General features: G+C 56.6%; 24 protein-coding genes. 10 read left to right on the top strand and 14 right to left on the bottom strand.

What is annotated here, in order from left to right; all coding sequences use genetic code 11:
- Positions 1-2 precede the first annotated feature (2 nt).
- From lptC to GHN86_RS07990, 8 genes are all read left to right on the top strand, one after another.
- On the top strand, positions 3-575 hold the full coding sequence (gene lptC / locus GHN86_RS07955) for an LPS export ABC transporter periplasmic protein LptC (protein ID WP_153378538.1): 573 nt from the start codon (positions 3-5) through the stop codon (positions 573-575).
- Positions 562-1,107, top strand: a complete 546-nt coding sequence (gene lptA, locus GHN86_RS07960) for a lipopolysaccharide transport periplasmic protein LptA (protein ID WP_153378536.1) — start codon at positions 562-564, stop codon at positions 1,105-1,107. Before lptC ends, lptA begins: the two co-directional genes overlap by 14 nt.
- A complete protein-coding gene (gene lptB, locus GHN86_RS07965) occupies positions 1,107-1,832 on the top strand; it encodes an LPS export ABC transporter ATP-binding protein (protein WP_153378535.1) in 726 nt (241 codons plus the stop codon). Before lptA ends, lptB begins: the two co-directional genes overlap by 1 nt.
- A 241-nt stretch (positions 1,833-2,073) precedes the next feature.
- Entirely contained in the window at positions 2,074-3,567 is a 1,494-nt protein-coding gene (locus tag GHN86_RS07970) for an RNA polymerase factor sigma-54 (protein ID WP_153386353.1), read from the top strand.
- A gap of 76 nt (positions 3,568-3,643) precedes the next feature.
- The gene (gene hpf / locus GHN86_RS07975) at positions 3,644-3,958 is read left to right on the top strand and encodes a ribosome hibernation-promoting factor, HPF/YfiA family (RefSeq protein WP_153378531.1); all 315 of its coding nucleotides are present in this window, start codon (positions 3,644-3,646) and stop codon (positions 3,956-3,958) included.
- 12 nt (positions 3,959-3,970) lie between these two features.
- Entirely contained in the window at positions 3,971-4,435 is a 465-nt protein-coding gene (gene ptsN, locus GHN86_RS07980) for a PTS IIA-like nitrogen regulatory protein PtsN (protein WP_153378529.1), read from the top strand.
- A gap of 2 nt (positions 4,436-4,437) precedes the next feature.
- Positions 4,438-5,295 carry an RNase adapter RapZ gene (gene rapZ, locus GHN86_RS07985; RefSeq protein WP_122786394.1) on the top strand — a complete coding sequence of 286 codons (858 nt, stop codon included), beginning with the start codon at positions 4,438-4,440 and terminating at the stop codon, positions 5,293-5,295.
- A gap of 16 nt (positions 5,296-5,311) precedes the next feature.
- Positions 5,312-5,584: an HPr family phosphocarrier protein gene (locus GHN86_RS07990; protein ID WP_153378527.1), complete on the top strand. Its 273-nt coding sequence runs from the start codon at positions 5,312-5,314 to the stop codon at positions 5,582-5,584.
- Positions 5,585-5,591: 7 nt separating this feature from the next.
- On the opposite strand, the gene GHN86_RS07995 is transcribed toward GHN86_RS07990, so the two are convergent.
- From GHN86_RS07995 to pmbA, 6 genes are all read right to left on the bottom strand, one after another.
- The gene (locus tag GHN86_RS07995) at positions 5,592-6,485 is read right to left on the bottom strand and encodes a ZIP family metal transporter (protein ID WP_153378525.1); all 894 of its coding nucleotides are present in this window, start codon (positions 6,483-6,485) and stop codon (positions 5,592-5,594) included.
- Between the two features lie 22 nt (positions 6,486-6,507).
- Positions 6,508-7,119, bottom strand: coding sequence for a superoxide dismutase (locus GHN86_RS08000; RefSeq protein ID WP_153386355.1), 612 nt, complete (start codon positions 7,117-7,119; stop codon positions 6,508-6,510).
- 1 nt (position 7,120) lies between these two features.
- Positions 7,121-7,570 carry a hypothetical protein gene (locus GHN86_RS08005; RefSeq protein WP_153378521.1) on the bottom strand — a complete coding sequence of 150 codons (450 nt, stop codon included), beginning with the start codon at positions 7,568-7,570 and terminating at the stop codon, positions 7,121-7,123.
- A gap of 29 nt (positions 7,571-7,599) precedes the next feature.
- Positions 7,600-8,976, bottom strand: coding sequence for a class II fumarate hydratase (locus tag GHN86_RS08010; RefSeq protein WP_153386357.1), 1,377 nt, complete (start codon positions 8,974-8,976; stop codon positions 7,600-7,602).
- Positions 8,969-9,364 (bottom strand): FagA protein, encoded by a 396-nt coding sequence (locus GHN86_RS08015; protein ID WP_153378519.1) that lies wholly within the window; start codon positions 9,362-9,364, stop codon positions 8,969-8,971. Before GHN86_RS08015 ends, GHN86_RS08010 begins: the two co-directional genes overlap by 8 nt.
- Before the next feature lie 158 nt (positions 9,365-9,522).
- Positions 9,523-10,869, bottom strand: a complete 1,347-nt coding sequence (pmbA, locus tag GHN86_RS08020; RefSeq protein WP_153386359.1) for a metalloprotease PmbA — start codon at positions 10,867-10,869, stop codon at positions 9,523-9,525.
- Positions 10,870-10,976: 107 nt separating this feature from the next.
- On the opposite strand from pmbA, the gene yjgA reads away from it, so the two are divergent.
- Entirely contained in the window at positions 10,977-11,498 is a 522-nt protein-coding gene (gene yjgA, locus GHN86_RS08025; protein ID WP_122786385.1) for a ribosome biogenesis factor YjgA, read from the top strand.
- A 44-nt stretch (positions 11,499-11,542) separates the two neighbouring features.
- Here yjgA and tldD read toward each other — a convergent pair whose 3' ends face one another.
- The 8 genes from tldD to mreB all read right to left on the bottom strand — a co-directional run bounded on the left by tldD (position 11,543) and on the right by mreB (position 22,783).
- Positions 11,543-12,985 (bottom strand): metalloprotease TldD, encoded by a 1,443-nt coding sequence (gene tldD, locus GHN86_RS08030; RefSeq protein WP_153378517.1) that lies wholly within the window; start codon positions 12,983-12,985, stop codon positions 11,543-11,545.
- A gap of 61 nt (positions 12,986-13,046) precedes the next feature.
- Positions 13,047-13,895: a carbon-nitrogen hydrolase family protein gene (locus tag GHN86_RS08035; protein ID WP_153378516.1), complete on the bottom strand. Its 849-nt coding sequence runs from the start codon at positions 13,893-13,895 to the stop codon at positions 13,047-13,049.
- 61 nt (positions 13,896-13,956) lie between these two features.
- Entirely contained in the window at positions 13,957-17,769 is a 3,813-nt protein-coding gene (locus GHN86_RS08040) for a YhdP family protein (RefSeq protein WP_153386361.1), read from the bottom strand.
- A 77-nt stretch (positions 17,770-17,846) separates the two neighbouring features.
- Positions 17,847-19,304, bottom strand: coding sequence for a ribonuclease G (gene rng, locus GHN86_RS08045; RefSeq protein ID WP_153378514.1), 1,458 nt, complete (start codon positions 19,302-19,304; stop codon positions 17,847-17,849).
- A gap of 56 nt (positions 19,305-19,360) precedes the next feature.
- Positions 19,361-19,966 carry a Maf family protein gene (locus GHN86_RS08050; protein WP_153378513.1) on the bottom strand — a complete coding sequence of 202 codons (606 nt, stop codon included), beginning with the start codon at positions 19,964-19,966 and terminating at the stop codon, positions 19,361-19,363.
- A gap of 52 nt (positions 19,967-20,018) precedes the next feature.
- Positions 20,019-20,507 (bottom strand): rod shape-determining protein MreD, encoded by a 489-nt coding sequence (mreD, locus tag GHN86_RS08055; RefSeq protein WP_153378512.1) that lies wholly within the window; start codon positions 20,505-20,507, stop codon positions 20,019-20,021.
- Complete coding sequence (mreC, locus tag GHN86_RS08060) at positions 20,507-21,601, bottom strand: rod shape-determining protein MreC (RefSeq protein WP_323369262.1); 1,095 nt, start codon at positions 21,599-21,601, stop codon at positions 20,507-20,509. Before mreC ends, mreD begins: the two co-directional genes overlap by 1 nt.
- A 144-nt stretch (positions 21,602-21,745) precedes the next feature.
- A complete protein-coding gene (gene mreB / locus GHN86_RS08065; RefSeq protein WP_002555108.1) occupies positions 21,746-22,783 on the bottom strand; it encodes a rod shape-determining protein MreB in 1,038 nt (345 codons plus the stop codon).
- Between the two features lie 210 nt (positions 22,784-22,993).
- On the opposite strand from mreB, the gene gatC reads away from it, so the two are divergent.
- Positions 22,994-23,281: an Asp-tRNA(Asn)/Glu-tRNA(Gln) amidotransferase subunit GatC gene (gene gatC / locus GHN86_RS08070; protein ID WP_153378510.1), complete on the top strand. Its 288-nt coding sequence runs from the start codon at positions 22,994-22,996 to the stop codon at positions 23,279-23,281.
- Positions 23,282-23,289: the final 8 nt, after the last annotated feature.

The raw sequence follows: 23,289 nt of genomic DNA on the forward strand, positions 1-23,289 counted from the left end.
ATATGCTGAGCAAAAAGATTCGCAATATTCTGCTATTCACAGTCATCGCCGCGCTGTTTGCCGCTGTGGGTTACTGGAATATCAGCCCGGAGCGCTTTCTCGACAGTCCACCCGTGGCTGTGGATGACGGCGCCATTGACTACTACGCCTTGAATACGCGCAGCCTTCAATATCTACCGGACGGTAAGTTGCAGTACGAAATGACAGCCGACAAAGTTGAGCACTTGAAGGCATCCGAAGTCACCTTGCTGACCACGCCTGATCTGCAAATGTACCGGGGTACGGCTTATCCGTGGCACGTGCAAAGCGAGCGCGGCGAAGTGAATCCAGACGGCAGTGAAGTCGAGCTGATCGACTCGGTACGTGTAGCTCGCACCGACGAAAAAGATCGCACCACGATTATTACCAGCACCCGCATGACTGTTTTCCCGCAGAAGCAATATGCGCAGACCGAGCGAGACGTTAGAATCGACGGCGCTGGCGGTGTAACGACTGGCAAGGGAATGAAAGCATATTTGAAAGACGGCAGGATGGACCTGCTGTCCAACGTAAGAGGACAGTATGAGTCTCGTTAAAACCCTCCCATTATTGCTCAGCCTGAGCGCAGCACTGGGAAGCGCGAGCGCCTGGGCTCTGCCGAACGACAATGAACAGCCTATTCGTATTCAGGCTAATGAAGCGCAGTTGGATGATAAAAAAGGGGTCGCTACTTACAAGGGCGACGTCATCATCACCCAAGGCTCGATGAAAATTACCGGCAACACGGTAACCATCACCCGTAACGCTGCGGGCGAAATTGATGTTGTGACGTCGGTAGGCAACCTGGCTTACTTCGAGCAACTGCAAAAAGCCACTGATCCCAAGCCGGTTCAGGCCTATGCCGTAACGATCCAATACCATGCGCCACAAAACCGCATCGTACTGATCGACAAGGCCAAGGTGATCAACGACGGTAATACCACTGAAGGCGAGAAAATCGTCTACGACACGGTCAAACAAGTCGCCAATGCTGGTCGCGCCAATGGCGCCAGCGTGACTGCGCCGCGTCCACGTATCGACATGGTTATCCAGCCGAAGAAGAAAAACGACCAGCAGAAGGCCCAGTAATGGCTACTCTGAAAGCCCAGCATTTGGCTAAAAGCTACAAGAGTCGCCAAGTGGTACGCGATGTCAGCCTGTCAATCGACAGCGGACAAATCGTAGGCTTGCTGGGCCCTAACGGCGCAGGCAAGACCACGTGCTTTTACATGATTGTCGGCCTGGTTCAGGCCGATCAAGGCCGCGTGCTGATCGATGATCTGGATGTCAGTCATCAACCCATGCACGGCCGCGCACGTGCCGGTATCGGTTACTTGCCACAGGAAGCGTCAATCTTCCGCAAGCTGTCGGTTGCCGACAACATCATGGCGATTCTCGAAACGCGCAAGGAGCTCGACAAGGCCGGTCGCCGTAAAGAGTTGGAAAGCCTGTTGCAGGAATTCCATATCAATCATATCCGCGACAGTCTGGGCATGAGCTTGTCAGGTGGTGAGCGGCGCCGGGTTGAAATTGCCCGCGCTCTGGCCACTGCACCCAAGTTCATCCTGCTCGACGAACCTTTTGCCGGCGTTGACCCGATTTCCGTGGGTGATATCAAACAGATCATTTACCACCTCAAAGCCAAAGGCATTGGCGTGCTGATCACTGATCACAACGTGCGTGAGACCCTCGATATCTGCGAAACCGCCTATATCGTCAATGACGGGCAACTGATCGCAGAAGGCGATGCTGAAACCATTCTTGCCAACAAACTGGTTCGCGAAGTGTATCTGGGGCATGAATTCCGCTTGTAAACCCTCATCGTGAATGGCCCCTTGCAGCGATAAACCTTGAACTTCAATATGACGGTCAAGGTTTTTTCGCATATAGAGGCCAGCCTGCAGGCCGCTTCTGAAAACAACTTAAACTAATTCGACACGCCCCCTAGTCAAACGCACCGGGTTCAGGCATATAATTTGCTTATGTTTGGCGCTCACGCGCCTTGGTAGTGGATGGCGCCATGCGCGCCGGCGAATAAGGTCTTTAGCCCCAGCCATGAAACCATCGCTAGTCCTGAGAATGGGCCAGCAGCTGACGATGACACCTCAGCTGCAACAGGCCATCCGTCTGCTCCAATTGTCTACCCTGGATCTGCAACAGGAAATCCAGGAGGCTCTGGAATCCAATCCAATGCTCGAACGCCAGGAAGAAGGCGACGACTTCGACAATTCAGATCCGCTGGCCGATAACATCGAGCAAAAACCCAATAACGACATTCAGGAACCTTCCTATCAGGAATCCACACCCACGGTGGACAACCTGGAAGAAGGCGAATGGAACGAACGTATTCCCAATGAGCTGCCTGTCGATACCGCCTGGGAAGACGTCTACCAAACCAGCGCCAGCAGCCTGCCAAGCAACGATGATGACGAGTGGGACTTCACCACCCGCACCTCGGCCGGCGAAAGCCTGCAAAGCCACCTGCTGTGGCAATTGAATCTGGCCCCCATGTCAGACACTGACCGGCTGATCGGTGTAACGCTCATCGACTGCATCAACAATCAGGGGTATCTCGACGAGACACTTGACGAAATCCTTGAGGCATTCGACCCGGAACTCGACATCGAACTTGATGAGATCGAAGCCGTTCTGCACCGCATCCAGCAATTCGAACCGGCCGGCATTGGCGCACGCAACCTCAGCGAGTGCTTGCTTCTTCAGTTGCGCCAGCTCCCGGCCAAAACCCTCTGGCTCAATGAAGCCAAGCGCCTGGTGACTGATTACATCGACCTCTTGGGTGCCCGCGATTACAGTCAGCTAATGCGCCGCATGAAGCTCAAGGAAGATGAGCTGCGCCAGGTCATTGAACTGATACAAAGCCTCAACCCGCGCCCCGGCTCGCAAATCGAGTCCAGCGAGGCCGAATACGTGGTACCCGACGTGATTGTGCGCAAGGACAATGAACGCTGGTTGGTAGAGCTCAATCAGGAGTCCATGCCGCGCTTGCGAGTAAACCCTCAATACGCCGGTTTTGTGCGCCGCGCTGATACCAGCGCCGACAACTCGTTCATGCGCAATCAGTTGCAAGAAGCCCGCTGGTTTATCAAAAGCCTGCAAAGCCGCAATGAAACGCTGATGAAAGTGGCGACGCAAATCGTCGAGCACCAGCGCGGCTTTCTGGAATATGGCGATGAAGCCATGAAGCCTTTGGTGCTGCATGACATCGCCGAAGCAGTAGGCATGCACGAATCGACCATTTCCCGGGTGACTACGCAAAAGTTCATGCACACCCCCCGCGGCATTTATGAGTTGAAGTACTTTTTTTCCAGCCACGTCAGCACTTCTGAAGGGGGGGAATGCTCGTCCACAGCGATCCGCGCCATCATTAAAAAACTGGTGGCGGCTGAAAATCAGAAAAAGCCGTTGAGTGACAGCAAGATCGCTGGTTTACTGGAGGCACAAGGTATTCAAGTGGCCCGTCGCACCGTCGCCAAGTACCGCGAATCCCTCGGGATAGCGCCTTCCAGCGAGCGCAAGAGGTTGATGTAAGCCACGGGCCACCGCGTTTCAGTGGCAGGCTGTTCGGCCTGCCACTCTATGCAATGGCAACCGAAGGAGAAACTGCATGCAAATCAACATCAGTGGACAGCATCTGGAAGTCACCGACGCGTTACGCGCTTACATAGGCGAAAAATTCAAACGCCTGGAGAACCATTTCGACAAGATCACCAACGCACAGGTCATCATGAAAGTCGAAAAACTTCAGCAGAAGATTGAAGCCACCCTGCATATACCCAAAGGTCCAAAGGAAGTCGTTGCGAACGCAGAGCATAACGATATGTATGCTGCAATCGACCTGCTCGCTGACAAGCTCGATCGCCAATTGAAAAAACATAAGGAAAAGTCCCAAAGCCTGCTTCAAGGCGCAACGGGGCGTTAATACTCCATACCCATGATTCGACTTGAAAATATCCTGACCCCCGGCCGTTCCCTTGTGAACGTGCCGGGCGGCAGTAAAAAGCGCGTACTCGAACAAACTGCCAAGCTGATTCACGATCAGGTGCCTGATCTGGCCATGCAGGATGTTTACGAGAGTTTGCTTGCCCGTGAAAAACTGGGTTCCACCGGTTTTGGTAACGGCATCGCCATACCCCATTGCCGCCTCAAGGGTTGCGAGTCGCCTGTCAGCGCCTTGTTGCACCTTGATGCGCCCATAGATTTCGACGCCATTGATGGCGCGCCGGTCGACCTGCTATTCGTTTTGCTCGTGCCTGAAGCGGCCACTGATGCACATCTGGAACTGCTCAGGCAGATCGCCAGCATGCTCGACCGCAAAGACGTGCGCGAAAAACTGCGCGCAGCCAGCAGCAACGAAGCGCTGTATCAGGTTGTTCTGGACGTACAGAACGGTCATTAATCATGCGCTTAGTTATCGTTAGCGGACGCTCCGGCTCCGGAAAAAGCACTGCACTGGCTGTCCTCGAGGACAACGGTTTCTATTGCATCGACAATCTGCCGGCCGGGCTGTTACCGGAACTGGCAGAACGTGCGCTGATTCACACCGAACTGGCACAGCCGCTGGTTGCCGTGTCCATTGACGCGCGCAATTTGCCCAGCCATTTGTCGCGCTTTCCGCAACTGCTTGAAGAAGTGCGCAACCGGCACATTCAGTGCGATGTGCTGTTTCTGGATGCCGACGAAGAAACCTTGCTCAAACGTTTCTCGGAAACACGCCGGCGTCACCCACTGAGCAGCGCCAGCCGCTCTCTGGCCGAAGCCATACGTGACGAGAACCTCTTGCTGGGGCCAATTGCCGACCTGGCTGACCTGACGATCAATACCACCAACCTGAACCTGTATCAGTTGCGCGATACCATCAAGCTGCGCCTGCTAAACAAACCTGAGGCCGGAACTGCATTTCTGGTTGAGTCCTTTGGTTTCAAGCGTGGCATGCCGGTGGATGCCGACCTGGTTTTCGATGTGCGCTGCCTGCCTAACCCCTATTGGAAGCCAGAGCTACGCGAACAGTCGGGCCTGGACAAGCCTGTTGCGGACTACCTGGCAGCACAGCCGGATGTTGAAGAGATGTTCCAGGACATCTCCAGCTACCTGCTTAAATGGCTGCCCCGCTTCGCTGCCAGCAATCGGGCGTATGTCACCATTGGTATTGGTTGCACAGGCGGACATCATCGCTCGGTCTACCTTACTGAGCGCCTCGGTAAATGCCTGCAAGAAACCCTGAAGAACGTCCAGGTTCGCCACCGCGACCTTACCTGAAAGGATCACTCCCGCGATGCCTGCACTGGAAATTGAAATCATCAACAAGCTGGGCCTGCATGCCCGGGCATCCGCCAAGTTCGTGGGTATCGCAGGACAGTTTCCATGTCAGGTCAGAGCGGGACGCACCCCTGACTCGATGGTGGATGGCAAAAGCATCATGGCCATGATGATGCTTGCCGCTGGCAAAGGCACAACTATCCACCTCAAGACCGAAGGCGAGAAAGAGCAGGAGGCGCTGGATGCACTGGCGACCCTCATCAACAACTACTTTGATGAGGGTGAGTAAGCCACGCTCAGCCCAACGCCGTGTCCATCACCATCATCAAGCAGAACCCGACACACAATCCCAGGCTGGCAAGTTTCTCGTGACCATTGCGTCGCGACTCAGGAATGACTTCTTGGGTGACCACCAGCAACATGGCCCCCGCCGCCAATGCCAACCCCAAAGGCAACAACATTTCGGCCAGATTGACCAACCAGGCGCAGAGCAACGCAAAGACCGGTTCAACAAGACCTGAGGCCGCACCAATCAAGAATGCCTTGACCCGCGACATGCCTGCGCCGGCCAACACCAATGCAATCACCAGCCCCTCCGGAACATCCTGAAGCGCGATGCCCATTGCCAGGCTATCGGCGTCTGGCATCCCGCCTCCTGCCGACACCCCGACTGCCATGCCCTCGGGGATGTTGTGCGCCACGATCGCAATCACAAACAACCAGATACGCGGTGCAATCACTGGCTCGCCGGGGCGACTGACCAATATTTCGGGCCCGCCGCCTGCCACCTTGCGGTCGACCAGAAACAGAAAAAAAGCGCCCAGCAAGATACCCGCACTGATCAGGCCGCTAGCCGCCCACGGCGACAAACCAAGGTTTTCAGCGGCGGCTATACCGGGAACAATCAGTGAGAACGCCGTAGCCGCCAACATCACTCCGGCGCCAAAGCCCAATAAGGTATCGCTGACCGCTACTGGCATCTTGCGAATTACCAGCACCGGCACTGCTCCCAGCGCCGTGCCCAACGCGCAGAGCGCTCCGCCTTGCAGTGCCCGTAGCAGCCGGGGCTCCAGATCCAGCCAGACCAATCCCTTGGCTACCAGCAAGGCCGTGCCCGCCAACAGCAAGAGCGTGCCAAGAGCATAGCGAAACATTCGCACGCCCCCGACCGCTAATATTTGCGTGCCCATAATCTGCCTGAACCTTGTTGAGTCAGCCAATAGCGGCCTGATAACGACGCGCCACTTCTGGCCAGTTAATAACGTTATAGAACGCACTGATGTATTCCGGGCGACGGTTTTGATAGCGCAGGTAGTACGCGTGCTCCCACACATCCAGCCCCAGAATCGGCGTATTGCCATTCATCAGCGGACTGTCCTGATTTCCGCTACTTTCAACCACCAGTGTTTTTTGCGGGGTTACGCTCAACCACGCCCAGCCACTGCCAAAACGGGTTAATGCGGCTTTGGTAAAGGCCTCTTTGAACGCATCAAGCCCTCCCAACTGCTCATCAATCGCCTTGGCCAATGCGCCTTCCGGGATGCCTCCCCCTTTAGGACTCATCACTTTCCAGAATAGCGAGTGGTTGGCATGTCCACCGCCATGATTGATCACCGCAGGTCGGAGCTTCTCGGGCAGTTGCTGAACGCTGGCAACCAGCTTTTCCACGGGCCACTCCTCCCACTCGGTGCCCTGCACAGCCGCATTGAGATTATTGATATAGGTCTGGTGGTGTTTGGTGTGGTGAATTTCCATGGTTTGAGCATCAATATGCGGCTCAAGGGCGTCATAGCCATAAGGTAAGGCAGGCAATGTATAAGTCATATCAATGTGCTCCTGAGTGATGGCCGCTGTGTACTGAACGTTCCAGGGTGGTTTGAGCCACGTTGTTTTTGAGCAACAAGTTGGAACGCGGGTATTCGCCGTGTTCGCTAATGAAATTCAGCAGCTCTACATAGGTCTTGCTGCTATGACGCAGCGCAGCCTCGCGTAACGCTGGCACCAAACGGTCGTTCTGCAGGGTGTGCAGTAATCGTTGATGAATCGCACAGAGGTACTCAACGCTTTCTTCTGGCTGGTTGAGGCGCAAATGCAAATCCGCCAGGTTGTGGTGCGAGATCACACACGCAGCCACTGCTTCGTCGGCATCACTCCAGCGCTCAAACAGAACCTGTGCCAAGGCAAGGGCCTGCAAGTAATGCTCTCGGGCATCAACCAGTTCGCCCGCAGCGAAACAGCGGTTGGCTCTTTCGATCGTGCGTTTCCAGTGCTCCATGTGAAACCTCCAAAGCAGGGTCGGTGGGGTTAGACACCGCCGGCGGTGAGTTTCTCGGGGTCGAGCAGGACTTCAAGCTGGCTGCGTGGCAGGTCGGTGTACTCAAGCGCAACATCAATCACCGGACGACCTTGCTGGTAAGCGGTCTTGGCGATTTCTGCGGCCTTTTGATAACCAATGATCGGGTTCAGCGCAGTCACCAGAATCGGGTTGCGCGACAGCGCTTCCTTGAGCTTGGCTTCATTGACTTTGAAGCTGGCAATGGCTTTGTCAGCCAGCAGGCGGCTCGAATTGGCCAGTAACTCGATGCTGCTCAGCAGGTTCTGGGCAATCACCGGCAACATGACATTGAGTTCGAAGTTGCCGGATTGACCGGCGATGGTGATCACCGTGTCGTTACCGATGACCTGAGCGGCCACCATGGCCGTAGCTTCAGGGATCACCGGGTTGACCTTGCCCGGCATGATCGAGGAACCCGGCTGCAAGGCTTGCAACTCGATTTCCCCCAAACCGGCCAATGGGCCAGAGTTCATCCAGCGCAGGTCATTGGCGATTTTCATCAACGACACGGCCGTAGCCTTGAGCTGGCCAGAGACCGAAACAGCGGTGTCCTGTGAGCCGATCAAGGCGAACAGGTCTTTGCCCGGCGTGAACTGAACATGGGTCAAAGCACTGAGTTGCTGGCTGAACAAGGCCGCAAATTGCGGGTGCGCATTGATGCCCGTGCCCACCGCAGTGCCGCCTTGTGCCAGCGATTGCAACGCGGGCTGCAAGTCGCGTAAATGCTCGATATTGGCTTTGAGCTGTTGCGCCCAGCCATTGAGCACCTGACTCATGCGCACGGGCATGGCGTCCATCAGATGCGTGCGTCCGGTTTTGACGTAAACATGAACCTGCTCAGCCTTGTGCTCGATCACGTGTACCAAATGAGTCAGCGCGGGCAGCAATTCTTCATGAAGGCCCAGAGCCGCGCTGACATGAATGGCGGTAGGAATGATGTCGTTACTGCTTTGCCCGCAGTTAACGTGATCGTTGGGATTGACCGGCTCACCCAGTACCCGCGTCGCCAACGTGACAATGACTTCGTTGGCGTTCATGTTGGAACTGGTGCCCGACCCGGTCTGGAAAATGTCCACCGGGAAATGCTCCATGTAATCGCCGGACAGCAGGATTTGCGTGGCCTCTACAATGGCCTTGCCCTGCCCCTCGGTGATTTGCTTGAGCTCAATATTGGCCTTGGCTGCTGCGGCCTTGGCGAGGATCAGTGCCCGAATGAACTGTGCGGGCATTCGCTGATGACTGATGGGAAAGTTGTTCACCGCACGCTGGGTTTGAGCGCCGTACAAAGCCTCTTCAGGCACATGTAATTCACCCATGCTGTCACGTTCGATACGCGTATTACTCATCGTGAAATCCTTGCAGCAGTTCAGTTAAAGAAATCGATGGCTCGAGCTCGCAGGTTGCCAATTGCCAGGCAAAGCTTTGCCAGCGCTTGAGTCGGCACGCACACAGGGCTTGAGTTTCGAGGTCGCGAAGCGGACGCCACGCGTTGTCCAGGCACATGGTGCGCCAATGCCACGGCAGTGCCGTGTCGCCCGCCGTGTCGAGCAAAAGTCGAAACGTGGTGACAGCAATCTGCCAAGGGGACGTGGCCGTACAGGCGGCAAGGTAACGGCCTTCGGCCAGATAATGCTCAATCAGGCGCGGCTCGTCGGGCGCCAACCCACAACGGATCTGGCGGCTCATCCAGCGCCAGCTTTCCAGATAAGGCCCTTCATGCAAGGCTGAACTCATGACCCAGGCTCACTCGATAATGAGATTCATTATTAAGCGATATTGATTATCAAAACAACCCTGCTAAAGATTGATATGGGCTATAGACGCCATCAATCGCCCATAAAAAAGGCGTATCACCGATTAAGTGATACGCCTTGGAGTGAAACGGAACAGCGTTAGCTGCCCGCCACCGTCATGCGTTCGATCAGCACCGAGCCGGTGCGGATATTGCTGCGCAATTCAAGATCATTACCTACCGCGACAATTTGCTTGAACATATCGCGCATGTTGCCGGCGATGGTCACTTCCTGCACCGGGAACTGGATTTCGCCATTTTCGACCCAGAAACCCGCGGCACCACGGGAGTAATCCCCTGTCACCATGTTCAAACCACTGCCCATCAACTCGGTAACAAACAGGCCACGGCCCATTTTGCGAATCAATGCGGCTTGGTCTTCATCACCGTGGGTCACGAACAGGTTGTGCACGCCGCCTGCGTTGGCGGTACTCGGCATGCCCAACTTGCGGCCCGAATAAGTGCTGAGAATGTACGAAACCAGCTCGCCGTCCTTGATAAACGGCTTGGCGTAAGTCGCCAGACCGTCGTTATCAAACGAGGAACTGCCCATCGCACGCATCAGGTGCGGGCGTTCGTCCAGCGTCAGCCATTCAGGGAAAATTTGCTGACCCATCGCATCCAGCAGGAAGGAAGATTTGCGGTACAGGTTGCCGCCCGAAATCGCCCCCAAAAAGCTGCCGAACAAACCACCGGCCAATTCAGCTGAAAACAACACCGGCACTTCGCACGTCGGCACCGGCCGTGCGCCCAACCGGCGAGCCGCCCGCTCCGCTGCACGTTTGCCGATGATCGCTGCATCTGTCAGTAACTCACCCTGACAGTTAACGTCATACCAGTAGTCGCGCTGCATCTGACCATCGCCTTCGGCGATCATGACGCAGCTCAGGCTATGACGGGTCGATGCCGAACCGCCGATAAAGCCGTTGCTGTTGCCGTACACTCGGCAACCCTGATGCGTGCTCAGGCTGGTGCCGTCAGCGTTTTTGATGCGGCTGTCTGCTTCGAACGCCGCAGCCTCGCAGGCCAGTGCTTTTTCAATGGCTTGTTCCGGGGTGATGTCCCACGTGTGGAACACATCAAAATCTTTCAGGTCGCGCGCCATCAGGCTGGCATCGGCCAAGCCCGAGCTTTCGTCTTCGGAGGTGTGCTTGGCAATCGCCAACGCGGCCGCTACGGTTTCGCGAATCGCTTCAGGCCCTGTGGCCGAAGTGCTGGCCGAACCTTTACGCTGCCCCACGTAGAGCGTAATGCCAAAGCCCTGATCGCGGTTGAACTCAACGGTTTCGACTTCGCGTTGACGTACAGTCGTCGACAGTCCCTGCTCAAGCGATACCGCAACTTCACAGGCACTGGCGCCTTGGCGCTTGGCTTCAGCGATGATTTGCTCGACCTGCTCTTGCAGTGCCGGCAGGGCCTGCGGGCCAACGCTTTGTACTGCACTCATGGTTTTCTCCACTCAAATTCTGTTTTCGGTAGGGCCGCCGAGCGACCGGGCCGGACAAGCGGCCCCCGACTGGTTATCATGGCGGCGTTTCTTTGCGGACTGCCACCATGGTTGATTCTTACGACGACGCCTTCGACGGCGAAAAAAGCAAATCACAGGTCAAACGCGAGCTTCACGCTCTGGTTGAACTGGGCGAGCGTCTCACGACACTCAAGCCGGACTTGCTCAACAAAATGCCTTTGACCGACGCACTGCGCCGGGCCTTGGCAGATGCTTCAAAACACACGGCCAACATTGCGCGCAAGCGTCATATGATGTTCATCGGCAAGCTGATGCGCGATCAACCGCTGGATGAAATTCTTGCGCTGATCGATCAAGTCGATGCCTCTTCGCGCCAATACAATGAGCGTTTTCACGGCCTGGAACGCTGGCGTGACCGCTTGATTGAAGGCGATGACGCGGTATTGGAAAAGTTTGTCGCCGAATTTCCTGAGGCTGATCGCCAGCAAATGCGCTCGATCATCCGCCAGGCCAAACACGAACTGGCTCAAAACAAGGCACCGGCTTCCAGCCGTAAATTGTTCAAGTACATTCGTGGGTTGGACGAGACTCAACGCGGTCTGCGTTAAATCTCGAACGCGAGCGGGTTGCCCTGCAACCCGCTTGCTGCCCTTCAACCGCCTGTACCGCCAACCGTAATTGCATCAATTTTCAAGGTTGGCTGACCGACGCCTACCGGCACCGACTGTCCATCCTTCCCGCACGTGCCCACACCGCTGTCCAGCGCCAGATCGTTACCGACCATTGACACCTTGCTCATCGCTTCCGGCCCGTTGCCAATCAGGGTCGCGCCTTTGACTGGGCGAGTGATTTTGCCGTCTTCGATCAAGTAGGCCTCACTTGTGGAGAACACAAACTTGCCGCTGGTGATGTCCACCTGGCCGCCGCCCAGATTCGCGCAGTAGATACCTTTTTTCACCGACGCAATGATTTCTGCCGGATCACTTTCGCCGCCCAGCATGTAGGTGTTGGTCATGCGCGGCATTGGCAAATGCGCGTATGACTCACGACGACCATTGCCCGTACGCGCTACGCCCATCAGGCGGGCATTCAACTTGTCCTGCATGTAGCCCTTGAGCACGCCGTTTTCGATCAACGTCGTGCATTGGGTCGGAGTGCCCTCGTCATCGACGCTTAGCGATCCACGACGGCCCGCCAAGGTGCCGTCATCGACAATGGTGCAGAGCTTGGAAGCAACCATTTCGCCCATACGGCCGCTGTAGGCCGAGCTGCCCTTGCGGTTAAAGTCACCTTCCAGACCATGCCCGACCGCTTCGTGCAACAACACGCCAGACCACCCGGAGCCCAGCACGACCGGCATGGTGCCAGCAGGCGCAGGCACCGCTTCAAGGTTGACCAGTGCCTGACGCAGCGCTTCACGGGCATAACCCATGGCACGATCGTCAGTCAGGAAGTAGCGATAATCCGTACGCCCGCCGCCGCCATGACCGCCGCGTTCACGGCGACCATTTTGCTCAACGATCACGCTGACGTTAAAGCGCACCAATGGACGCACATCGGCAGCCAGACCACCGTCGGTAGACGCCACCAAAATACGTTCCCAGACACCGGCCATGCTGACGGTCACTTGCTGAATACGCGGATCCAGTGCGCGGGTGGCGGCGTCGACGCGCTTGAGCAGCTCAACCTTTTCAGCGCGGCTGATGACTTCCAGCGGGTTATCCGGGGCATACAATTGGGCCACGTCTTGCGCCGTAAACGCCTGAACGGTGCCGTTCTGTCCGGCGCGGGAGATTGAGCGCGCAGCTCGGGCTGCCAACCCCAATGCCTCGAGGGTAATGGCGTTGCTGTAGGCAAAGCCGGTCTTCTCACCCGATTGGGCGCGCACACCTACACCCTGATCGAGGTTGAAACTGCCTTCTTTGACGATGCCGTCTTCCAATGCCCAGGATTCGGAAATCTGCCCCTGAAAATATAAATCTGCCGCATCAATACCCGGCCCGGCCAGATCGCCCAGCACACTTTGCAGACTTTCGATGGTGACACCGCCCGGTGCCAACAGGTGTTCGCTGACTGAGGTCAACAACTCGCTCATATTCACTCCGTCTTGACCCCTGCTTCAGCATCTTTGAGTGCTGAACCCACGGGCCTGAAAATTAGTCATGCGTTGCAGGTCGCTGTGCGCCCTGCGAAAAAAATCGCCGATGGTTGACCACCGGCATACGCGCCCTGATTGACGCCTGCTCTGCGCTGTCGCGCTCGGCCAGCAATACGCCTTCGCCTTGCGCCTGTTGTGCCAGCACACGCCCCCACGGGTCGATAATTGCGGCATGCCCCCAGGTTTCGCGCGGGCCGGGATGAACACCGCCCTGCGCGGCCGCAAGGATATAGCACTGGGTTTCGATGGCCCGGGCGCGAATCAGCACTTCCCAATGGGCTTGCCCGGTCACGGCCGTAAAAGCCGAAGGCGCGGTGATCAGTTCAGCACCTGCCGCTCTCAACTCACTGTATAACTCGGGAAAACGCAAGTCGTAACAAACCGTCAGGCCCAGCTTGCCAACCGGGGTTTCGGTGACCACCACGCGCTCACCGGGGGAATAATCATCGGACTCACGGTAACGACCACGGCTGTCAGACACGTCAACGTCGAACAAGTGCAGCTTGTCGTAACGGGCCACTTGCTCGCCGTCTGCGCTGATGAGCAGTGAACAGGCATTGACCTTGGCATCGGGCTGATTGGCAGGCGGTAGAGGTAATGTGCCAGCCACTATCCATAAGTTGAGGTCGCGGGTGGTCTGTTTCAACCAAGGTAGGATCGGACCTTGACCTCGTGCCTCGGCGCGACCTAGTTCAGCGATGTCGCGCCGGCCCATTGCAGCGAAATTCTCGGGCAGCACGGCCAGTTGCGCGCCGCCCTCGGCCGCTTGCTCAAGCAGGCGCCGGGCCTGGTCCAGATTAGCCAGCACGTCGCTCTGACTGACCATTTGAATCACTGCAAGCGACATGGCGTTTTCCTGATAAGCATCGTGTAGAAGCGTTTAGCGCTAAACCCGCACCATGCTACTCCTAGTTTTTCTCAAAAGGTTTGTCGAAGGTGATCTTCGGATCCGTCCATGGGCCTTTAATGCTGTATTGCACGCTGGCAAAACGCGACACCTGATCACCGATCAACTTATTCAGCAAAAACATTGCCCCGCCTGCCGCCGGGCCGCCGACCAACAGCGCAGCAAGCGGCAGGTTGTTAGTGACCGGCAATGTGACCAGAAGTTTTGCGTTGACCTGATCAGTCACCATGTTCAGCGTGCCATTGAGCTCCAGATTAGTGGACGGCCCGGTCATCAAAATCGGTTTGCTGGTGCTGTACACGCCATTGGTGGCGTTCAACACACCCTTGACCCGGTCATAACTCAAGCCTTTGCCAAACAGGTCGGAGAAGTCCAGGCGCAAGCGGCGACCTATGGCATTGAAGTTCAACAGGCCAAAAATGCGCAACACCTGAGCGCTGCCATCCACCTCGACAAACTGACCTTTATTCAACGATGCATCCAGTGTGCCCGAGAAGCGCTTAAGCCCGATCCAGGCCGGCGAACCCGGCCAGCGACCATCCACGTCAACATGGAAATTTTCGCTGGTCACGCTCGGCGCAAACCCCCAATTCTTGAGAACATCGGCCAGATTGCGACCGCCAAGACGACCCTGATACCAACTATTACTGGCACCGGCAACGCCTTCCCAGCCACCGGAACCGTCAAGCAGCAAGCCTTTGAGCCCAAGGTTGAGCGAGTTCAGTTTGATGCCACGGCTGGTCGGGCGAATATTCAGCGACCAGGCCCCCAGCAGATCCGGCCCTTGATAGAGCTGGCGAATAATGATGTCCAGCGCCGGAATTTTCCGTGGGTCGACTGAAGCCAGTGGATCCGGGGCATTTTCGTCAGTCACCGCCTTGGGGTCCGGTGCGGGCAAACGGATGGTCTGCATCGTGACCACGATGGGTGCGCTGCTGGAGTCCGGCAGTCGCACCGATCCCACCGCCTGTTTGCTGTCGATTTGCAACCCCCACGCCGAGCCCGTGCGCTTCAGGTTCAAACTGACTTGATCAAGCTGGGTGCCAAATCCGGTCAACTTGCCCACTTTAAAATCCGCGCTGCTGAGCATTTGCTTGGCATTGCCTCCGGGATCCTTGCCTGCATAGCGTTCGACCAGAGCCTGCCAGGGTGCAATATCCAGTTCCGACAGCACGCCGCGAATGCGCAAACCTTTGGTGGTTGGCAGAACGGGGGTGCCATTGCCCAAAAACAACTCGCCCCGCCCGTCTTCAAACTTGCCGTTGGGAGCGGCAAACGTCAGGTTGGCCAGAGCGCCATAATCAAACCAGTAGCGACGCTCTGCCCCTTGCAAGGTCATACGAAATACCGTGTCACGGGTCTCATTGGCAGCCAGGCCGAAAGGTGCAGGCAAGTCTATGACCGCTCCGCGCAGGTTGGAATTGACCCGCAATTGACTGTCAGCGCCGTCCAGCGTGAGTTGCAACTGATAGGGCAAGACACCCGTCACGGGAATGGACTGATTGAACTTGAGCCAATCGGTCAGCTGTTTAACCCCGACCTGACCATTTGCCACAACACGCGTGTTCAGCCTGCCGGCTTTGCCATCGGCATAAATCTGCGCCGTGACTGGGCGATCGAACGCTCGTGCGCTGATGCCTTTACCACTCAAACCTTTATCACTGTCAAACCGGAAGGCACCCTTGAGTTGCGTCAACTCAAATTCGGGTTCACTGATTTTCAAACGTGCCTTGTCAGTGTTGAAGTCGACCAGAATTTTCGGCTCTACACTTTTCTCAAGAGGGATATCGAGGTCGACTCGACCTTTGAGTGAGCCTTCGCCCTGCCACCCGGCAAAGGTTTCAGCGGTGCCGATGGGGGCCTCCTGAAGAATTTTCAGCCCATCGCCCAAGCCTCCATCAAAATCGCCGTCCAACAATAAATGGCTGACTTTTCCGGTGGGAACATGAGGGATGCTGACCGCAACATTGCGCACTTTGGTGCCGAGCAACAGGCCTTTGCTGGCCATGATGCGCACGCCGCTGTCTTCGATAAATACATCGCCCGCAACATCTCGCACGTGAGGCCAGCCAGGCTGAAAGGCCAGTTCTACCCCGTGAACTTTGAAGAACAGGCTTATATTGCGCGCGGCCGCGACGGCATCGTGGCTGAGCGAACCTTGGTACTGGAAGAAGCCCTCTTCAACCGCACCTTTGATAATGGCCGTGCTCAGCCATTCAGTGAGGGCCGGGCTCAAGACTTCGGGCAGGTACTTGGGCGTGAAGCGACCATCACCATCGGTCAGCCCCACCCGCAGATCCATGTAGTCCTCTGATGAATGATCCAGATGAATGCGGATCAAGAAGTCAGCCGCAATCTTGCCCTCTTCGCCCAGCACTTTGATATAGGGTGCAATGAGCGTGAAGGCGTTTTTGTCCAACGTCCATTTGAGCAAGGCATTGGCTTGAAGGTACTGCCAGGGCTTGGCGAAGATCGGGTCCAGGTGCAGCGAAAAATCTTTGCTGTCGAGCCGCAACTCACCCTTGCCCAAATCACCACTGATCAAGCCGCTGACATTGCGTGCCGCCGGAGCGCCGTGAGTGGCATCGAAGCCCACCTGCTGCAAGTTGGCAGCAAAACCGAGTTTCTGATCATCCGGGGCATGGGGCCGGTAGTCGACCAATACATTGCGCAGGGTGCCGGTGACGTTGAGCTGATCAATCACTTCAGCGGCGGCCTGCGGCACAGGTGCCAGCGAATCCATCAGTTTAGTGAGAGGCGTCAGGTCAATGTGATCGGCCTGCAGATGCCAGCGCTCCTGCGCGGGATCATTGGCGGCAAACTGCTGCAATTGCATGCGGGTTTCCCAGCGTTTATCGCCAAGGTTCATCGCCAGCGAATCAAGGACTACCTTGAACCCCTGCTCGCCGCGTTCAACCCAGGCACGCAAGGCCAGATTATCGAAGGTTTGGGCTTTGCGCTCGGCATAAGCGCCACGCAAGGTGGGCGCATTCAGACGCACGACTGCGCTCTGTACCGACCCTTTGCTCCAGTCAAACCACAACTCGCCACCGGCTTTGAGTTCTGACACTTTCCACGGATTGATCAGCGAAGCCGGCAGCCATTTGGCCCAATCACTTTGAGGCAGGCTCACATAGGCTTGAGCCGCTGCATCGCGCCAGTGACTGGCCTCAATTTGGGTTTTGACACTCAAGGCCACAGGCTGGCCGTCGGGCAAGGTTAAGCGCGCATCGAGCCGCTGATCGGAAGCGCCTGCATCCAACGTCAGGCCGACGTAGGTCAGGGTCAATGGCGCTTGTTTGAAAGGTTCAAGGGTCACTTGACTGTCAAGCACCGACAGGCGCGCTACGCGCTGCAACTGATTAAGAAACTGTTCCGGGTCGAGGGGCTGGTCGTCCTGCACCGGCAGGCCTTCAAGGGCCCAGTGACCGTCCTGATCCTGACGCGCGCTCAACTGCAACCCGTTGAGCTGCAAATGGGCAATGCGAATATCGCGATGCAACAGGCTGGACCAGACATCGGGCACTACCTGCACCTGGTCAAGACGCAGGGCATGATTGCCCTCGCCGACCATTACGTCATGGGCCATCAGCACCGGCGCCATTCCACTCCAGCTACCTTCGAGGCTGCCAATGGTCAGCGGCATGCCCAAGGCCTCGCGTGCCTTGTTTTGAAGTTCTACGCGGTACTCGGCAATCAGCGGCGTGAGCTCACGCCCCACACTGACATACAGCGCCGTGACCACAAGAACCACAGCACTTATACCCAGCCCCCAACGGGTCAGCGCGGCAAAAAAGCGTGTCAGACGCTCCATGTCATGTGGCCCCTTTTGTCATTGATCGCAGGGGCCGAACCGGCCCGCTGTTTTTACCCTGCATGGCCCGCGGCTGTTCAGAGCAGCACCACATCGTATTGTTCCTGGGAGTACATGGTTTCTACCTGAAAACGTATCGTACGGCCGATGAATCCTTCAAGCTCCGCGACGTTACCTGACTCTTCGTCGAGCAAACGGTCGACCACCTTCTGGTTGGCCAGTACACGATAGCCAACCGCCTGATAAGCACGGGCCTCTCGCAGAATTTCACGGAAAATCTCGTAGCAGATGGTTTCCGGAGTTTTCAGTTTGCCACGTCCCTGACAGCACAGGCACGGCTCGCAGAGCACCTGCTCCAGGCTCTCGCGTGTACGTTTGCGGGTCATCTGCACCAAACCCAACTCGGTAATACCGATGATATTGGTCTTGGCGTGATCCCGTTCGAGCTGTTTTTCGAGGGTGCGCAAGACCTGACGCTGGTGTTCTTCATCTTCCATGTCGATGAAGTCGATGATGATGATCCCGCCCAGATTACGCAGGCGCAATTGCCGGGCAATGGCGGTAGCCGCTTCCAGGTTGGTTTTGAAAATGGTTTCTTCAAGATTGCGGTGGCCGACAAAAGCGCCGGTGTTGACGTCAATCGTGGTCATGGCTTCAGCGGGGTCGACTACCAGGTAACCACCGGACTTGAGTGGCACCTTGCGATCCAGCGCTTTCTGGATTTCATCTTCAACGCCATATAGATCGAAAATGGGCCGCTCGCCCGGATAATGCTCAAGGCGATCAGCGATTTCAGGCATAAGCTCAGCCACAAACTGCGTGGTCTTCTGAAAAGTCTCTCGCGAATCGATGCGGATTTTCTCGATTTTGGGGCTGACCAGATCACGCAGCGTACGCAGCGCCAGGCCCAGATCTTCATAGATCACACTCGGTGCGCCAGCGGTTTTTATCTGCAAGCCGATCTGATCCCACAAACGCCGCAGGTAGCGGATGTCCATCAGAATCTCATCTGCCCCGGCGCCTTCGGCCGCTGTGCGCAGGATAAAGCCACCCGCTTCCTTGATACCTTCCTGAGCCACGCAATCACTGACCACCTGTTTCAGGCGTTCACGCTCGGCTTCATCTTCAATTTTCAACGAAATGCCGACATGAGCGGTGCGCGGCATGTACACCAAATAGCGCGAGGGTATGGACAGTTGCGTAGTCAGGCGCGCGCCTTTTGAAGCAATCGGGTCTTTGGTCACTTGCACCACCAGACTCTGACCTTCATGCACCAGCGCGCTGATGCTTTCAACGGCCTGACCTTCGCGCAGGGAAATTTCGGAAGCGTGGATAAATGCCGCACGGTCCAGACCGATATCGACAAAAGCGGCCTGCATGCCGGGCAAGACCCTGACTATTTTGCCTTTGTAGATATTGCCAACAATGCCACGGCGCTGAGTCCTTTCGACGTGCACCTCTTGTAGAACACCGTTCTCTACCACCGCCACGCGCGATTCCATCGGCGTGATGTTGATCAGGATCTCTTCACTCATGGCTGGGTCTCGTTCAGGCGTCATCACAGTAGTGCCACGTCTCGTAGGTGCGGTATTCAGCGCACGGTAAGGTTTTGCCAACAGGGTATGCCGAAATGCCCCAACAGTTCTGCGGTTTCGCATATGGGCAAGCCCACGACACCGGAATAACTGCCATTGAGGCCCGCCACAAACACCGCACCCAAGCCTTGAATGGCGTATCCGCCAGCTTTGTCCTGCGGTTCTCCGCTGGCCCAATAAAGGCTCGCTTCTTGTTTACTGATGTCTCGAAATTTCACACGACTGCGCACCACTCGGGTCTCGCAGAGCTGGCTATCAATGACTGCAATGGCCGTTAACACGTCATGTTCACGCCCTGAAAGCGCCTTGAGCATAGTCAAGGCATCGGCCTGATCGACCGGTTTACCGAGAATTCGGCCCTCCAGCACCACGGCCGTGTCGGCCCCCAGCACGCAGAACAGGTCAGGATGGATCGACTTCAGCAAAACATCTCGCCCAGCCTGAGCTTTCTCGCACGCCAGGCGTTCGACATAGGATTCAGGGGATTCGTTGACGAGAGGGGTTTCGTCAATGGCGGCAATGATCGTATTGAACGGCACATCGATTTGAGTCAACAACTCGCGTCTGCGCGGTGACCCGGAAGCCAGATAAAGCGAAAGCATCGAGACATCTCCTTGTCAAAGTGCACAAACCCGGAAATGGCTCGCGCTCCTGTTAATTGATTTTGAAACGTCGGCGCAAGCCGCGCAGACCATAGCTGACCCACGGCCAAAGTAGCGCGCTGACTAGCGCTGGCAAAACCAGTGCAAGGGTCGGCTGACGGTTCCCTGTCAAGGCACTTAGCCATAGTTGAGCTAACTGAGCCAGCCCGAAAATGACCAGCAGCACCAGACTTTGCTGCCACATCGGGAACATCCGCAAACGTTGTTGAAGCGTCAGAACCAGAAAAGTGATAAGCGTCAGAATGAGTGCGTTCTGGCCCAACAAGGTGCCATACAGCACATCTTCGGCCAAGCCCAGACACCACGCAGTGACCATGCCGACTTTATGTGGCAGGTACAGCGCCCAGAAGGTCAACAACAACGCCAGCCACAAAGGACGAAACACCTCCATGAATTGCGGCATGGGTGAAATGCTGAGCAGCAGGCCAATGGCGAATGTCAGCCAGATGATCCAGCCATTACGTGAACGGGTATTCGCCATTATTGCCTCTCCCGAGTCGTGGCCGGCGCAGCGGCGGGCGGAGTGGGTGCGGCGGGGGTTGGCGTGGGAGCCGGTTTTTTCACCGCTGCGGGCACTGCTGCGCGAGCGTCAGGTGCCACGGCTGGAGCAGGTGCTGCGGCTGGAACCGGCGCAGCAGCAGCCGGTGTAGCGGCAGCTGGCTTGGGTACAGTGGCCGGGATAATGGCCGAGCCAGCAGCACCTTGCTCTGCGTCCTGAGCTTGGGCCGCCTCATTGGCACGTTCTTCCGGCGTGCGGCTGTCACTGAATACCAGCAGCAAGTAGCGGCTGCGGTTCAAGGCCGCTGTCGGTACGGCGCGCACAATGGCAAAGGGTTGACCGGAGTCGTGAATCACTTCTTTGACCGTCGCAACCGGATAACCCGCAGGAAAGCGCTGCCCCAGCCCTGAGCTGACCAGTAAATCGCCTTCTTTGATGTCTGCGGTGTCTGCCACATGCCGCAATTCCAGACGCTCGGGATTCCCCGTGCCGCTGGCAATCGCACGCAAGCCGTTACGGTTGACCTGTACCGGAATGCTGTGAGTTGTATCCGTCAGCAACAAGACACGAGAGGTGTAGGGCATCAACTCAACCACTTGCCCCATCAAGCCGCGAGCATCGAGCACTGGCTGGCCCAGCACGACACCGTCCCGCTCACCCTTGTTGATGATGATGCGATGGGTAAAGGGGTTTGGGTCCATCCCGATCAACTCGGCGACTTCAACCTTTTCGTTGACCAGCGCCGAAGAGTTCAGCAACTCGCGCAAACGAACGTTCTGCTCAGTCAAGGCAGCCAGTTTTTGCATGCGGCCTTGCAGCAGAATGTTTTCGGTTTTGAGTTTCTCGTTCTCTGCCACCAACTCAGTACGGCTGCCAAACTGACTGGCAACGCCCTGAAACAAGCGCTGTGGCAAGTCAGTGATCCAGTAGGACTGCATCAGCACCAGCGACATTTGGCTGCGCACGGGCTTTAGCACCGTGAAACGAGCATCAACCACCATCAGCGCGACCGACAGGACGACCAGCACTAACAGGCGTACACCCAAGGAGGGGCCTTTGGTGAAGAGCGGTTTAATAGGCCGCTCCTCCCGAGCAAGTGTTCAATGTATTCATACGGCTTCAAAGCGGCCTGGATGAAGATTGACAGAAGGTAAACGCCAAAAGGCAGCACTGCAAAGTGCTACCTTTTGGTGATAACCGTAGAACTGCACCAGGCGATCTTATTCGCTGGAAAGCAGGTCCATCGTGTGTTTGTCCATCATTTCCAGCGCACGGCCACCACCACGAGCAACGCAGGTCAGCGGGTCTTCGGCGACGATCACCGGCAGACCGGTTTCCTGGGCCAGCAACTTGTCGAGGTCACGCAACAGGGCGCCGCCACCGGTCAGTACCAGGCCACGCTCGGCGATGTCCGAAGCCAACTCTGGCGGCGATTGTTCCAGAGCGCTTTTCACGGCCTGAACGATGGTTGCCAGTGACTCTTGCAGAGCCTCAAGCACTTCGTTGGAGTTCAGGGTGAACGCGCGGGGCACGCCTTCTGCCAGGTTACGGCCGCGTACGTCGACTTCACGGACTTCACCGCCCGGATAAGCGGTACCGATTTCCTGCTTGATACGCTCAGCGGTCGACTCACCGATCAGGCTGCCGTAGTTACGGCGCACATAGGTAATGATCGCTTCGTCGAAGCGGTCGCCGCCAACCCGTACGGACTCGGCGTAAACCACACCGTTCAGGGAGATCAGTGCGATTTCAGTGGTCCCGCCACCGATATCGACAACCATCGAGCCGCGCGCTTCTTCAACCGGCAAGCCGGCACCGATGGCGGCCGCCATCGGCTCTTCGATCAGAAACACTTCGCGGGCACCGGCACCCAGTGCCGATTCACGAATGGCGCGACGTTCGACCTGAGTCGATTTGCAAGGCACGCAAATCAGAACCCGAGGGCTCGGTTGCAGAAAACTGTTTTCGTGCACTTTATTGATGAAATACTGCAGCATCTTTTCGCAAACGCTGAAATCAGCGATCACGCCGTCCTTCATCGGACGAATGGCAGCAATGTTGCCCGGTGTACGGCCAAGCATGCGCTTAGCCTCGGTGCCAACGGCAACGACACTTTTCTGATTACCGTGCGTCCGAATAGCCACAACCGATGGCTCATTCAGGACAATACCGCGCTCACGCACGTAAATAAGGGTGTTGGCAGTGCCCAGGTCGATGGAAAGATCGCTGGAAAACATGCCACGCAGTTTCTTGAACATGGGAAAGGGACCCTAGGCAACGCGTGGGTAAAAAAGTGCGGCAAACTCTAACAACGACAGGGATTTTGGGCAAGGCGCCAATATGTTAAATTGGCAGCTTTTCAGAGCACCAGCCCCCACAATCGCGGCCATTAGACCGTAGAAATGCGGTAGTGTTCCGACAATCTAACACACGGATAGCATCCGTCTTGTTTTCCACTGGAGAATCCCATGGCGCTTGAACGCTCCGACGTGGAAAAAATCGCTCATTTGGCCCGTCTGGGTCTCAATGATGCCGATATTCCACGCACCACCGAAGCTCTTAACAGCATTTTGGGGCTGATTGACCAGATGCAGGCTGTCGATACCACCGGTATCGAGCCTCTGGCTCACCCCCTGGAAGCCAGCCAGCGCCTGCGTGCAGACGTCGTGACTGAGACCAATCATCGCGAGGCTTACCAGTCCATCGCACCGGCGGTCGAAGACGGCCTCTACCTGGTTCCTAAAGTCATCGAGTAAAAGGAAAG

The organism is Pseudomonas helleri, from assembly GCF_009600315.1.
GTDB classification, from domain to species: Bacteria; Pseudomonadota; Gammaproteobacteria; order Pseudomonadales; family Pseudomonadaceae; genus Aquipseudomonas; species Aquipseudomonas helleri_A.

What these genes read in the sequence shown, in the direction of transcription:
- mreD (WP_153378512.1), bottom strand. Translation starts at nt 20,507, where the DNA reads ATGGCGAATACCCGTTCACGTAATGGCTGGATCATCTGGCTGACATTC.
- hpf (WP_153378531.1), top strand. Translation starts at nt 3,644, where the DNA reads ATGCAAATCAACATCAGTGGACAGCATCTGGAAGTCACCGACGCGTTA.
- GHN86_RS08000 (WP_153386355.1), bottom strand. Translation starts at nt 7,119, where the DNA reads ATGACTTATACATTGCCTGCCTTACCTTATGGCTATGACGCCCTTGAG.
- gatC (WP_153378510.1), top strand. Translation starts at nt 22,994, where the DNA reads ATGGCGCTTGAACGCTCCGACGTGGAAAAAATCGCTCATTTGGCCCGT.
- pmbA (WP_153386359.1), bottom strand. Translation starts at nt 10,869, where the DNA reads ATGAGTGCAGTACAAAGCGTTGGCCCGCAGGCCCTGCCGGCACTGCAA.
- GHN86_RS08015 (WP_153378519.1), bottom strand. Translation starts at nt 9,364, where the DNA reads ATGAGTTCAGCCTTGCATGAAGGGCCTTATCTGGAAAGCTGGCGCTGG.
- rapZ (WP_122786394.1), top strand. Translation starts at nt 4,438, where the DNA reads ATGCGCTTAGTTATCGTTAGCGGACGCTCCGGCTCCGGAAAAAGCACT.
- mreB (WP_002555108.1), bottom strand. Translation starts at nt 22,783, where the DNA reads ATGTTCAAGAAACTGCGTGGCATGTTTTCCAGCGATCTTTCCATCGAC.
- GHN86_RS08035 (WP_153378516.1), bottom strand. Translation starts at nt 13,895, where the DNA reads ATGTCGCTTGCAGTGATTCAAATGGTCAGTCAGAGCGACGTGCTGGCT.
- GHN86_RS08050 (WP_153378513.1), bottom strand. Translation starts at nt 19,966, where the DNA reads ATGCTTTCGCTTTATCTGGCTTCCGGGTCACCGCGCAGACGCGAGTTG.
- rng (WP_153378514.1), bottom strand. Translation starts at nt 19,304, where the DNA reads ATGAGTGAAGAGATCCTGATCAACATCACGCCGATGGAATCGCGCGTG.
- GHN86_RS08040 (WP_153386361.1), bottom strand. Translation starts at nt 17,769, where the DNA reads ATGGAGCGTCTGACACGCTTTTTTGCCGCGCTGACCCGTTGGGGGCTG.
- GHN86_RS08005 (WP_153378521.1), bottom strand. Translation starts at nt 7,570, where the DNA reads ATGGAGCACTGGAAACGCACGATCGAAAGAGCCAACCGCTGTTTCGCT.
- yjgA (WP_122786385.1), top strand. Translation starts at nt 10,977, where the DNA reads ATGGTTGATTCTTACGACGACGCCTTCGACGGCGAAAAAAGCAAATCA.
- GHN86_RS07970 (WP_153386353.1), top strand. Translation starts at nt 2,074, where the DNA reads ATGAAACCATCGCTAGTCCTGAGAATGGGCCAGCAGCTGACGATGACA.
- lptB (WP_153378535.1), top strand. Translation starts at nt 1,107, where the DNA reads ATGGCTACTCTGAAAGCCCAGCATTTGGCTAAAAGCTACAAGAGTCGC.
- GHN86_RS08010 (WP_153386357.1), bottom strand. Translation starts at nt 8,976, where the DNA reads ATGAGTAATACGCGTATCGAACGTGACAGCATGGGTGAATTACATGTG.
- GHN86_RS07995 (WP_153378525.1), bottom strand. Translation starts at nt 6,485, where the DNA reads ATGGGCACGCAAATATTAGCGGTCGGGGGCGTGCGAATGTTTCGCTAT.
- tldD (WP_153378517.1), bottom strand. Translation starts at nt 12,985, where the DNA reads ATGAGCGAGTTGTTGACCTCAGTCAGCGAACACCTGTTGGCACCGGGC.
- ptsN (WP_153378529.1), top strand. Translation starts at nt 3,971, where the DNA reads ATGATTCGACTTGAAAATATCCTGACCCCCGGCCGTTCCCTTGTGAAC.
- lptC (WP_153378538.1), top strand. Translation starts at nt 3, where the DNA reads ATGCTGAGCAAAAAGATTCGCAATATTCTGCTATTCACAGTCATCGCC.
- GHN86_RS07990 (WP_153378527.1), top strand. Translation starts at nt 5,312, where the DNA reads ATGCCTGCACTGGAAATTGAAATCATCAACAAGCTGGGCCTGCATGCC.
- lptA (WP_153378536.1), top strand. Translation starts at nt 562, where the DNA reads ATGAGTCTCGTTAAAACCCTCCCATTATTGCTCAGCCTGAGCGCAGCA.